The organism is Streptomyces sp. SA15 (assembly GCF_002291145.1).
Classification (GTDB): Bacteria; Actinomycetota; Actinomycetes; order Streptomycetales; family Streptomycetaceae; genus Streptomyces.
The window spans coordinates 1-12,158 of sequence record NZ_NTGE01000088.1 but is presented as its reverse complement, the minus strand read 5'-3'; the positions used below and the strand labels follow the sequence as shown (position 1 = coordinate 12,158).

10 protein-coding genes and 1 pseudogene are annotated in these 12,158 nt (G+C 69.9%); 2 read left to right on the top strand and 9 right to left on the bottom strand.

Going from position 1 to position 12,158, the window contains the following annotated elements:
• The 3 genes from CLM62_RS16320 to CLM62_RS16310 form a co-directional block, all read right to left on the bottom strand.
• Nucleotides 1-651, bottom strand: coding sequence for a TetR/AcrR family transcriptional regulator (locus CLM62_RS16320; protein ID WP_095750602.1), 651 nt, complete (start codon nucleotides 649-651; stop codon nucleotides 1-3).
• A gap of 5 nt (nucleotides 652-656) precedes the next feature.
• On the bottom strand, nucleotides 657-2,204 hold the full coding sequence (locus CLM62_RS16315; protein WP_095750601.1) for a DHA2 family efflux MFS transporter permease subunit: 1,548 nt from the start codon (nucleotides 2,202-2,204) through the stop codon (nucleotides 657-659).
• A 109-nt stretch (nucleotides 2,205-2,313) separates the two neighbouring features.
• Complete coding sequence (locus CLM62_RS16310) at nucleotides 2,314-3,027, bottom strand: hemolysin III family protein (RefSeq protein ID WP_095750600.1); 714 nt, start codon at nucleotides 3,025-3,027, stop codon at nucleotides 2,314-2,316.
• Between the two features lie 272 nt (nucleotides 3,028-3,299).
• Between CLM62_RS16310 and CLM62_RS16305 the strand changes: the two genes are divergently transcribed.
• Nucleotides 3,300-5,123, top strand: a complete 1,824-nt coding sequence (locus CLM62_RS16305) for a phosphoenolpyruvate carboxykinase (GTP) (RefSeq protein WP_095750599.1) — start codon at nucleotides 3,300-3,302, stop codon at nucleotides 5,121-5,123.
• A gap of 169 nt (nucleotides 5,124-5,292) precedes the next feature.
• On the opposite strand, the gene CLM62_RS16300 is transcribed toward CLM62_RS16305, so the two are convergent.
• The 6 genes from CLM62_RS16300 to CLM62_RS16275 form a co-directional block, all read right to left on the bottom strand.
• A complete protein-coding gene (locus CLM62_RS16300) occupies nucleotides 5,293-5,895 on the bottom strand; it encodes a hypothetical protein (protein ID WP_095750598.1) in 603 nt (200 codons plus the stop codon).
• Nucleotides 5,882-7,417, bottom strand: a complete 1,536-nt coding sequence (locus tag CLM62_RS16295; RefSeq protein WP_095750597.1) for a VWA domain-containing protein — start codon at nucleotides 7,415-7,417, stop codon at nucleotides 5,882-5,884. Before CLM62_RS16295 ends, CLM62_RS16300 begins: the two co-directional genes overlap by 14 nt.
• A 44-nt stretch (nucleotides 7,418-7,461) precedes the next feature.
• The gene (locus CLM62_RS16290; RefSeq protein ID WP_095750596.1) at nucleotides 7,462-8,640 is read right to left on the bottom strand and encodes a toxic anion resistance protein; all 1,179 of its coding nucleotides are present in this window, start codon (nucleotides 8,638-8,640) and stop codon (nucleotides 7,462-7,464) included.
• A 12-nt stretch (nucleotides 8,641-8,652) separates the two neighbouring features.
• Nucleotides 8,653-9,726, bottom strand: a complete 1,074-nt coding sequence (locus CLM62_RS16285; protein ID WP_095750595.1) for a substrate-binding domain-containing protein — start codon at nucleotides 9,724-9,726, stop codon at nucleotides 8,653-8,655.
• A 221-nt stretch (nucleotides 9,727-9,947) separates the two neighbouring features.
• The gene (locus CLM62_RS16280; protein WP_095750594.1) at nucleotides 9,948-10,382 is read right to left on the bottom strand and encodes a hypothetical protein; all 435 of its coding nucleotides are present in this window, start codon (nucleotides 10,380-10,382) and stop codon (nucleotides 9,948-9,950) included.
• Nucleotides 10,383-10,501: 119 nt separating this feature from the next.
• Nucleotides 10,502-11,713 (bottom strand): pyridoxal phosphate-dependent aminotransferase, encoded by a 1,212-nt coding sequence (locus CLM62_RS16275; RefSeq protein ID WP_095750593.1) that lies wholly within the window; start codon nucleotides 11,711-11,713, stop codon nucleotides 10,502-10,504.
• A 126-nt stretch (nucleotides 11,714-11,839) separates the two neighbouring features.
• Here CLM62_RS16275 and CLM62_RS16270 point away from each other — a divergent pair.
• Nucleotides 11,840-12,158 (top strand): annotated as a pseudogene (locus tag CLM62_RS16270) (hypothetical protein); the annotation flags it as partial.

The following is a 12,158-nucleotide window of genomic DNA, read 5'->3' as shown; positions in this document are numbered from 1 at the left end:
TCACGCCGGCAGGCCGTGACCTGAGGACTCGTGGGGGGGGAGGCCGTACTCGAAGAGGTCCAGCGCGCGGTCGACGAGGTCGAGGAGATCGTCCCGGAAGTCGTTCTCGGCCCAGTACAGGGAGATCTCCGACAGTCCGCCGATGAGGGACTTCGTGTAGACCCGCACCTCCAGGCTGCCCTCGTCGCGGCCGGTGCGCGCCGCGACGGCCTCGGCGAGCAGCTTGCCGGTGGCCGACATGCTCTCCAGCATCCGGGAGCGCACCGCGGGGACCTCCACCATCAGCCGCGCCCGGAGCCGGGTGACCTCGGGTTCCTCGGACGTTCCGAGGCCGATGGCCTTGCGCATGATGTACCGCACGGAGTCCATCCACGGCTCGTCCGCGGGCCGGGCGCGCAGCTCCTGGAGCAGGATCGCGTCGTACTCGTCCGTGAGGACGATGTCCTCCTTCGTGGGGAAGTAGCGGAAGACCGTGGACGGCGACACCTCGGCGCGCTCGGCGATCTGCTCGATCGTGGTGGCGTCGTAACCTTGTTCCTGGATCAGCGCGTACGTCGCGTCGCGGATCGCCGTCCGGGTCTTGATCTTCTTCCGCTCACGAAGTCCCAGCTGGGGACGGTCGGTGGGGGGAGAGGTGCGTGCGGGCGTCATGAGGGTCATTGTCGGGCATCGGCCCGCGGCGCGACCATGTCCGGGCTCTCGGAGCCCTCGACGGCGGTGCTGTTCGGCAGGAACGCCGCGGACAGCAGCGCGGCGACGAGGGCGGCGACCCCGCACACCAGCAGCACGACGCCCATGCCGTGGACGTACGCGCTGTTCGCGGAGGCGGCCAGTTCGGCGGAGCCCGTCTGCCGGGCGACCAGGTGCGCGGCGACCACGGACTCCCCGGCGGTGTCGGCCGCCCGGGCGGGCAGCCCGGTGACGTCCAGCCGGTCGCGGAAGGCGCCGGCCAGCAGGCTGCCGAGCAGGGCGATGCCGATCGCGGCGCCGACCTGGCGCAGCGTCATGAGCAGTCCCGAGCCGCTGCCGGCGCGGTCGCGGGGAAGGGTGCCCAAGGCACCGTTCATCGCGGGGATGAGCGCGAACCCGAAGCCGAGGCCGGTGATCGAGAGCCACAGGGCGGTGAAGCCGTAGCCGGAGTCGATCGTCGTACGGCTGCCGAGGAGCGCGGCGAAGGCCAGCACGGCCAGGCCCGCGCTCACCGGCGCCCGGGCGCCGAACCGGGCGACGACCGGCTGGGCGGTGCGCGAGGCGACCAGCAGACCGCCCATCATCGGCAGCAGGCGCACCCCGGTGCCGAGGGCGTCGTGGCCGAGGACGGCCTGGAGATACGGCGGCAGCACGAAGAGCAGGCCGGACAGGACGAACATCACCAGGGTCGCCGCGAGGGCGTTGAACAGGAATCCGCGGTGGGCCAGCAGCGCCATGTCGAGCATCGGCCGCTCGGCCCGCCGCTCGCGCAGCACCAGCCCGGCGATCAGCACCACGGCCGCGGCCAGCATGCCCAGCACCAGGGGGTCGCCCCAGCCGCGGACGGGCGCCTCGATGATCGCGTAGATGAGAGCGCCGAGCCCGGCCGCGGTGAGCGCGGTGCAGACGGTGTCGACCTTGGGGGAGGAAGGGTCGCGGGACTCGGGGAGCAGGAAGACGCAGGCGGCGATGCCGAGCGCGGCCATAGGGACGTTGACCAGGAAGACCGAGCCCCACCAGAAGTGGTCGAGCAGCCAGCCGCCGATGACCGGGCCGAGGGGCAGGCCCAGCGCCGAGCCCGCGGAGATGATGCCGACGGCCTTGCCGCGCTCGTCCGGCGTGAAGAGCGAGGGCAGCACCGAGAGCGCGAGCGGGGTGACGAGGGCGGCGCCGACGCCCATCGCCGCGCGGGCGGCGATCACGGCGTTCACGTCCCCGGCCAGCGCCCCGACCACCGAACCGGCCAGGAAGATCCCCAGCCCGACGATCAGCATCAGCCGCCGCCCGAACCGGTCGCCCAGTAGCCCCGCCGGGAGCATCAGCGCCGCGAACACGACGACGTACGCGTCCGCCATCCACTGCTGCTCGCCGGTCGTGGCGCCGAGGTCACCGGCCATGGTCGGCAGCGCCACGTTGAGGATCGTCATGTCGAAGCCGAGCGTCAGCATGCTCGTGACCAGGGCGGCGAGGGCCCACCAGCGGCGGGGGTCGGGGTAGGACTCGGTAGTAGCCATGAAATGAGAGTAGCTCTTAAAATCTAGAGACTGTCAATTGCTATCAGCTCTCGAACGCATGAAAAATGGCCACGGCTCGAAAGCCGTGGCCATCCGGGAGAAGGCTGGTCTACGCGTGCTGGTACGCCACCAGCGAGATCCCCACGTAGTGCACCACGAACGCCGCCAGCGTGAACGAGTGGAACACCTCGTGGAAGCCGAACCAGCGCGGTGACGGGTTCGGCCGCTTGATGCCGTAGATCACCCCGCCGGCGCTGTAGAGGAGGCCGCCCACGATCACCAGGACCAGGACCGCGATGCCGCCCGTGCGCATGAAGTCGGGCAGGAAGAAGACGGCCGCCCAGCCCATCGCGATGTAACAGGGCGTGTACAGCCAGCGCGGGGCGCCGACCCAGAAGACCCGGAAGGCGATGCCCGCCGCCGCGGCGCCCCAGATGCCCCACAGCAGCCACTGACCCTTGGCGCCCGGCAGGAGCAGCATCGTCAGCGGCGTGTAGGTGCCCGCGATGATCAGGAAGATATTGGCGTGATCCAGTCGGCGCAGAACGCCGTCCATCCGCGGGCTCCAGTTGCCCCGGTGGTACAGCGCGCTCACGCCGAACAGCAGGCAGGCCGTCAGGGCGTAGATGCCGCAGGCGAGGCGGCCTCTGGGGGAGTCGGCGAGCGCGGTGAGTACCAGGCCCGCTATGAGTACGGCCGGAAACATACCGAGATGCAGCCAGCCGCGCAGCTTGGGCTTGACCGGATGCGGCAGGGAGAGCGCGACGGGACCGCGGCCGGCGGCCGGCGTGTCCGTGGGCGCGTCGGGGGCGGACGCAGTCATGCGGGGCATCGTACCTACGGAACAGTAAGTTACGAACCGGTGTGCGAACAAGAGTGGCCATCGTCTCACGGGAGTTGAAGCGTGTGTGGCCGCTCTCTGAAGCGGACGTGGCCAGCCTCACGTTCGCTCACCTGTGGGGTCCTCTGGACAGATGGGCACTCTCGTCGGATGATCAAATGAGTGCGGTCGGCACCGGATGAGCGCCCAAGATCGCATCCGGGTCGCAGCCCCCACGGGGCCTCCAACAAAAAATCCCTCATTTAGGAGCAATCGTGGCGCGCGACATAGCGGCTCCCCCTGTCGTTCCCACCACCCACAAGGAACTGATCTCGTGGGTGAACGAGATCACAGAACTGACGCAGCCGGACAGCGTGGTCTGGTGCGATGGATCCGAGGCCGAGTACGAGCGACTGTGCGAAGAGCTCGTGGCCAAGGGCACCTTCAAGAGGCTCGATCCGATCAAACGCCCCAACTCGTACTACGCCGCCTCCGACCCGACCGACGTCGCGCGCGTCGAGGACCGGACCTTCATCTGCTCCGAGAAGGAGGAGGACGCCGGCCCGACGAACCACTGGAAGGCGCCTTCCGAGATGCGGGAGATCTTCTCCGGTGAGAAGGGCATCTTCCGCGGCTCGATGAAGGGCCGGACGATGTACGTCGTCCCGTTCTGCATGGGCCCCCTCGGCTCGGACCTCTCCGCGATCGGCGTCGAGATCACCGATTCCGCCTACGTCGCCGTGTCCATGCGCACCATGACCCGCATGGGGCAGCCGGTCCTGGAAGAGCTGGGCTCCGACGGTTTCTTCGTGCGTGCCGTGCACACGCTCGGAGCACCGCTGGAGGAGGGCCAGGAGGACGTCCCCTGGCCGTGCAACAGCACCAAGTACATCTCCCACTTCCCGGAGACCCGTGAGATCTGGTCCTACGGCTCCGGCTACGGCGGCAACGCCCTGCTCGGCAAGAAGTGCTACGCCCTGCGCATCGCCTCCGTCATGGCCCGCGACGAGGGCTGGCTGGCCGAGCACATGCTCATCCTCAAGCTGACCCCGCCGCAGGGTGAGTCCAAGTACGTCGCCGCCGCCTTCCCGTCGGCCTGCGGCAAGACCAACCTCGCCATGCTGGAGCCCACCATCTCCGGCTGGACGGTCGAGACGATCGGCGACGACATCGCCTGGATGCGCTTCGGCGAGGACGGGCGGCTGTACGCCATCAACCCCGAGGCCGGTTTCTTCGGCGTCGCCCCCGGCACGGGTGAGCACACCAACGCCAACGCGATGAAGACGCTGTGGGGCAACTCCGTCTTCACCAACGTCGCCCTCACCGACGACAACGACATCTGGTGGGAGGGCATGACGGAGGAGACCCCGGCCCACCTGACGGACTGGAAGGGCAACGACTGGACGCCCGAGTCAAAGACCCCCGCCGCCCATCCCAACGCCCGCTTCACCGTCCCCGCCTCGCAGTGCCCGATCATCGCGCCCGAGTGGGAGGACCCCAAGGGCGTGCCGATCTCGGCGATCCTCTTCGGCGGGCGCCGCGCCACCGCCGTACCGCTGGTGACGGAGTCCTTCGACTGGAACCACGGCGTCTTCCTCGGCGCCAACGTGGCCTCCGAGAAGACCGCCGCCGCCGAGGGCAAGGTCGGCGAGCTGCGCCGCGACCCCTTCGCCATGCTGCCGTTCTGCGGCTACAACATGGGCGACTACATGGGCCACTGGGTCGACGTCGCCAAGGGCAAGGACCAGTCGAAGCTGCCGAAGATCTACTACGTCAACTGGTTCCGCAAGAACGACGAGGGCAAGTTCGTCTGGCCCGGCTTCGGCGAGAACAGCCGCGTCCTGAAGTGGATCGTGGAGCGCTTGGAGGGCAAGGCGGAGGGCGTCGAGACCCCGATCGGCATCCTGCCGACCAAGGAGGCCCTGGACACCGACGGCCTCGAACTGGACGACTCCGACCTGGACTTCCTCCTCACCGTCGACAAGGAGGTCTGGCGCGAGGAGGCCGCCCTGGTCCCCGAGCACCTCAACACCTTCGGCGAGCACACGCCCAAGGAGCTGTGGGACGAGTACCGCGCGCTGGTGCGGCGCCTGGGCTGAGACAGCCCCCGCCTACGCCGCGGCCGGCTCCGATCGTGCCCTGACCAGCAACGTCGTCACGGCCGGCCGCGGTGACAGCACCCTGACCGGCGAGGCCCGGCGAGGTCCGGCGAGGTCCCGCACAACGGCGTGCGGGACCTGGGGCCCTTCTGAGGAGGGCCCCAGCCGCTCACTTCGAGCGGTCCTCCAGGTACCGCGTGTGCGACTCCTGCCGCCGCGCCTCGGTCTCGCGCACCGCCGCGGCCAGCCGCTCGGCCTCCTCGTGCAGCAGAGTCAACTGCCGCTCCAGATGCCGTTCCGGTGACTCCTGACCCGGCGCCAGCCGCGTCCACCACCGCGTCCGTACGAACGTGTCGACCGCCTCCGGCACGTCCTGCCGTACGGCCCGGGACAGCGCGTGCACGCCCTCCGGGTCCTGGGCGAGCACCTCGGTGACCCAGCCGGGGTCCAGCAGCGCGGCCAGCAGCTCGGTCAGCTCGGTGAGCCGGCCCGCGGCGGCGGGCGGCAGCTCGACGTTCGCCAGATAGCCCCGGAGCCGCTCGAAGTCGGCCCGCACCTCGTCGAGCTGGGCGGAGGGATCCGGGAAGTCGGGCAGCGGCGGCCGCTCCGGCGGGGCGATCAGGGCCCCGGCGCCGTACAGGCCGACCACGACCACGGGCCAGTACGGCCCCGCCACCCCCGCGAAGGTCAGCACTACGCCGGCCAATCCGCAGGCACTCCCGGTGATGTTCTTCCGGGACTCGAGATAGCCGAGGAACTTACTGGTAGCCACGGATCTCCTCGAAGGCGCCGTCCAGCGAGCCCTGCTGGGCGTCGAAGAGGCGGCCGCCGGTCAGCTCGGCGATGTGCTCCAGCTCGGACTTGTCGGAGTCGCCGAAGAGGATGGGGAAGACGGGGATGTCCTGGAAGGTGCTCTTGAGCCCTGTGTAGAAGCGCTCGAAGTGCTCCGCGTCCTCGCCGGTCGTGTTCTCGCCGTCCGTCATGAGCACGATGGACGAGAACGTGTCCCGGTCGACGGCCAGATGCCCGTACGCCGCCTCCAGTGACGTGTAGATCGCGGTGTCGCCCTCGGCGGTGAGCCCCTCGGTGTCGCGGCGGATCGCGTCGAGGCCGGTCCGCGGATCGGCGGGGTTCACGACATGCGTCCGTACGCTCTTCACCGCCGACCCGAACGGCATCAGCGTGACCTCCTCGCGCTCGCGGAAGTCGCTGGTGAGCCCGGTGAGCGCCGTCTTGAGCCGCTCCAGCCGGTCGCCCTTCATCGAGCCCGAGGTGTCGAGGACGTAGACGGTCCTGGACGGGCGCCGCAGCTCGTTCTCGTAGGAGTCGAGCAGGCCGTCGGCGACGGACCGGCTGCCGGGGAAGGGCAGTTCGTGCCGGCGGTCGGTGTCGAGGCCGGCCGCGGGCGGCACGGAGGCGACGACCGGGCGGCGGTGCGTGCGCTCGCTGATCTCCCGCTGGATCTGCGGCGTGCGCAGGGCCTCGGTCAGGCGGCGCACGTCCTCGCGGGTGGCGGCGTTCGTGGCCGCGAGGGAGGAGAGCGGGTAGTCGGCGGTGACGACCCCGTCGCGGGGGCGGATCACGGTGAGCCCGGGGATGCCCTTGAGGACGGACTCGTAGTTGAGCAGGGCGTCCACGTTCCCGCGCCGCTCGTAGGCGGTCGCCAGCCAGCCCGACGAACCCGACGTCAGCTTCTGCCCCTGGAAGAACTCCTTCAGCCGGGGCGTGGCCTTCGTGACATCCGCGTCCGTGAGCGCGGACTGGGCGCCGGAGAGGGCGGAGGCGACCGAGACGAGCGTGGAGAAGCCGGAGTTGGAGCGCGCCGGGTCGGTCATGCCGTACGTCAGCTTCCCGTCCCGGACGGCCTGCTCGATCCGGGACCAGGTGACGTCGTCCGGCTGCCAGCCCAGCTTCCCCACGGTGGCCGTCTTCACCCCGATCGCGACCGGGCTCGACATCACCGGGGTCTCGGAGACCACCTTCTTCGCCGCGTCGGGGCGCAGGCGCAGATAGTCGTTGGACGACAGCCACACAGCGTCGTACCGCTCGTCCGCCTCGCCCTTCGCCAGCAGCTCCACGGCGTCCAGGGTGCCCATGTACGTGGGCCGGACCTTGATGCCCGTGTCCTTCTCGACCCGGTCGAGGACCGGGGTCATGTCGCTGAGCTCGCTGGAGGCGAGGACGCGGAGCGTGCCGGGTTCGGGGGCGGCGGGGTCGTCCGGCTTCTCCGCCGTGGTGGTGCAGGCGGTCAGCAGGGCCATCGCCGCGACGGCGACGGCCAGGGGTCGTCGCATGCCTCGTCCCATGCCTCGTCTCATGCCTTGTCCCATGCCGCGTCTCATGTGAGCCCGCCTTCCAGCGCGCCCTGGGACCGGCTGCGCTCCAAATACGTGCTCGCGTGCTGGAGTTCCGACGTCAGGGACTCCACGGTGGCCGCCATCGCCTCGGTCGCCTGGACCTTGTAGGTGTCGATGGCGTCGAGGGTGCGGTAGATCTGCTGGAAGGCGGTGCGCAGGGTGTCGGCGCCGACGGCCGGGTCGGCGGCGATCCGCTGGATCTCCCCGCTCTGGGTCGCCAGCATCTCGGCGTTGCCCCGGATCAGATCCTCCGTCGTCCCGCGCAGGGCGTTGACCTGGTCGACGACCTTCTTCTGGTTGTCGAGCGCGGAGGCCAGCATCACGGAGATGCGCAGCGCGGACACGGTGGTGGTGGCAGCCCGGTCGACGCCCTTGATCAGCTCCTCGTTGTTGCGTCGTACGACGTCCATCGCGAGGTAGCCCTGCGCGCACACCGCGAGCTGGGTGAGCAGGTCCTGATGCTTCTGCCGGACGGGGAAGAGCACGTCGGCCCGCAGAGTGTCGGCCTGGGCCGGGTCCGCGGCCTCCGTCGTCGAGATGTGCTGCTCGACGGCCGTGTCGAGGGCCTCGGTCAGCACGACGTACTCCTGCAGTTTGCCCATGGTCTCCCACAGGCGCACCCGCTCGGTCTGCAACGCGGCGTTGTCCCGCCGGAGTTCGTCCTGACCGCCCCGCAGGGAGCCCACGATCTTGTTCAGCGTGCCCTGTGCGGAGGCGTACTTGGCGACGTGGTCGCGCAGCTTGTTGCCACCGGGCAGCCGGGACAGGAACTTCCGCCCCTTGGCGACGGGCAGGTCCCGCGGGTCCAGGTCCTCCACCACCCGCCGGAGTTCGACGAGCGAACCCGATACCAGGGACTGCGCGTCGCCGCCCTTGGACGGCAGGCTGCGCACGGTCCGCTCCAGCATCCGGTTGGACTGCGCGGCGGCGCTGCGCATCTCGCCGGCGCCCAGCGCCGTGATCTCGCCGACCTTGCCGGCGAACTCGGGGGAGCGGGCGTCGAGGGCGGCGAGGCCTTCGACGTACGCGGAGGCCTTCTTGGCCATGTCCGTACGGACGTCGTCGTCGACGGGGACGAGTCCGCCGGCCTTCTCCCGGGGTACGGGTGTGACGGCCTCGGGCGGGGTGAGCGTGAAAGTGTCGTCGGTGTTGTCGGTCATGTGCGGTTCCCCCTATCCGCGCGCCCGGCGCGCCATCTCGTCCAGCACCTCGGAGGTGGGCACGGGCGCCTGCCGGATGCCGGTCAGCTTCTGGTTGAGGTAGGCGGCGTGGGGGGCGGTCGCCTTGGTGAACTCGGCGGTGGCCCCCTGTGGCCGGAACCCGTGCCGGACGGCCAGTTCGCGCAACACCGGGTCGCTGCTGAGGAGTTCACCGAAGGCGCGACCGTTGTCGGTGAGCGGTACGACGGTGTGGTCGCTGTTGGCGGTGGTGTCCGGGTAGAGGACGGTGAGGTCGTCGAAGCTCTGCTTGTCGTGGAGCAGGGCGGCGACCTGGGACTCGTAGACGAGCACGAGCGGGTTGCCGGCGCCGCTGACGAAGTCCCGGAAGGCCGCGTCCGTGCTGGACTGCTGGGCACCCTGGACGCTGACCAGCTTGCGCATCAGGGGCGCGGTGCGGTCGACGTCGGCTGCGCTCGCGGCCACCTTGCCGCCGGCGGCGACATAGGAGGCGGTGGCGAGGTAGAGGGCGCCGGAGTTGGAGGTCTCCGGGTCGGTGGTCGCGATGTAGAGGGTGCCGGTCAGCTCGCCGTACTTCTCCGCGCCCTTGAGTTGCTGCCAGGTCCGGTCGCGTTCGGCGGCGTCGAGGTAGGCGCCCATCTTCAGGGTGCCGCGGTTCTTGTCGAGGACGGCGAGCCCGTTGTCCGCGAGCACCTCGGCGGCGCCGCGGTGGGCCACGACGACGAGCGGCGAGTAGAAGGGCACGGGCAGGGGCTGCCGGGCCTTGTACTTCGCGGCGAGTTCGTCGGCGGGCGCCTGGCTGGACGGGAAGGCGAGGTCGTAGCCCTTGAGGTCCAGGCCCTCCATGGCCCAGGACCCGGAGGTCTCCGCCTGCACGGCGTAGCCCTTGGCGGCAAGGGCCTTCACCACGTCGGGATCGGCGAAGAACTCCGCCTTCTCCGATCCGATCATTGCGCGCACGGTCTTCGTTGCCGTGCTCGTGTCCCCGTTGTCCCGGCCCGCTACGACGGCTGCCACCACTCCGCCGACCAGCAGCACCGCGAGGACGATTCCTGCGATACGTCTCACGTCGGGGAGCGTGCTCGCGGAACCCAACGTTCCCAGGCGAATCGGATGAACGGGGGGTGACTTACCGGTCCCGGTACGCAACGGGCCCTGTTCTGAACGCAACGGGCCCTGTTCCGACTCGGCTCAAGCCGGCGCAGTGCGTGGCACCCGGCCCGCGCGTCGCTGCGGGTGCGCGCGGACCGGGGCCGATCGGGGGTGCCCTTCCTCGGGCTCGGTGAGGGTCAATGGGACGCGAGTTCGCGGGGCTCCAGGGCTGCCGCGTGGGCGTCCATGCGCTCGGCGGCGAGGATCGCCGCCGCGGTGTCGGCGCGGGAGGCCGCGACGACCAGGGCGCGGCCCGCCAGCGCGTGCGCCCGGTGGTGCACGGCCGCGAGATTCGACTGCCCGCCGACAGCCGTGAGCGGCGCGCGGGCCGACGTACGTCCTGCCCGCAGCCGGGCCACCTGCTCGGCGAGCCGGTCGGCCGCGGTGTCCAGATCGGCGGACGGGGCCAGCGCACGCAGCTCGTCCGTGACGGCGAGCAGCGCGGCAAGATGGCTCGCGAGCTGGATGTCCAGCTCTTCCTCCCGGGAGCGGTGCGGGAAGTCGGGGGTGGTGCCGGCCATCGTGCTGTGGAGGGACCGACTGGAAGACGCAGTGCGGATCGGTTCGTACATGGGGGATGGCCTCCTGTGCTGTCAGGAAGCCATCCTAGCTTAGATTTCGTCTAAAGTTGAGTGATTCACAAAACCGGACCGCGTGTACACACAGGGTGAACGGCCTTCGCCCGCAGCCTTTACGGCTGGCTGTAACCGTCCAGGAAGTTCCCGATCCGAGTGATCGCCGATCGCAGGTCCCCCGCGGTCGGCAGGGTCACCACGCGGAAGTGATCCGGCTCGGGCCAGTTGAAGCCGGTGCCCTGGACGACCATGATCTTCTCCTGGCGCAGCAGGTCCAGGACCATCTGCCGGTCGTCCTTGATCTTGAAGACCTCGGGGTCGAGGCGCGGGAAGAGATACAGCGCCCCCTTCGGCTTCACGCAGCTCACGCCGGGGATCTGCGTCAGCAGTTCGTACGCCACGTCGCGCTGCTCCCGAAGCCGTCCGCCGGGCAGTACCAGGTCGTTGATGGTCTGCCGCCCGCTGAGCGCGGCGACGACCCCGTGCTGCCCCGGCATGTTCGCGCACAGCCGCATGTTCGCCAGGATCGTCAGACCCTCGATATACGAATCGGCATGCGCACGTGGCCCGGAGATCGACATCCACCCGACCCGGTACCCCGCCACCCGATACGCCTTCGACATCCCGTTGAAGGTCAGGGTCAGCAGGTCCGGGGCCACGGCCGCGGTCGGCGTGTGCGTGGCGTCGTCGTACAGGATCTTGTCGTAGATCTCGTCGGAGCAGACCAGCAGATTGTGGCGGCGGGCGATGTCGGTCAGCCCGCGGAGCATCGCCTCGTCGTAGACGGCCCCCGTCGGGTTGTTGGGGTTGATGATGACGAGCGCCTTGGTGCGGTCGGTGACCTTCCGCTCCACGTCCGCGAGGTCGGGCATCCAGTCGGCCTGCTCGTCGCACCGGTAGTGGACGGCCGTACCGCCGGACAGGGAGACGGCCGCGGTCCACAGCGGATAGTCGGGCGCGGGCACGAGCACCTCGTCGCCGTCGTCCAGCAGCCCCTGCATCGCCATCACGATCAGCTCGGAGACGCCGTTGCCGACGAACACGTGCTCGACGTCCGTCTCGATGCCGAGGGTCTGGTTGTGCATGACGACGGCCCGTCGCGCGGCCAGCAGCCCCTTGGCGTCGCCGTACCCGTGGGCCGACGACACGTTCCGGAGGATGTCCTCCAGGATCTCGGGCGGACACTCGAACCCGAACGCGGCCGGGTTTCCGGTGTTCAGCTTGAGGATGCGGTGACCTGCCGCTTCCAGGCGCATCGCCTCCTCGAGAACCGGGCCCCGGATCTCGTAACAGACGTTGGCGAGCTTGGTCGACTGGATCACCTGCATGTCTGGGAGCTTACGGCCCGGTAACGCATCGTGGGCCGTGTTTTCCACCACGTGAGACGCGGTGGTTTGGGTGGATATCGCCGACAGGTGTCCCGGCAGCCCCTCCCGTCTCTACAATGCGCGGCCATGTCCAGCCCACCGGAGTACGAAAACGGTGCGTACGGCACCAATGGTGCGACCGGCGCTCACGGCGCGAGCGCGGGCGACGGGCCGCAGGAGGTGCCGAACGTGTACCACCCGCTGGCCGAGTCGATGCCCGCGTACGAGGAGTACGCCGATCCGGCGGCCGCGCACGGCTGGCAGAACGCGTACGACGAGACGAGTGAACTGCCTCCGGTCGGCGAGACGGGTGAACTGCCGCCGGTCGAAGAGATCGGCGAGTCGCGGACGGCGGCCGCCGTCGCGCCGGTGGCGGCTCGTGGTGCCGGCCCGGGCCGGCGGCGGG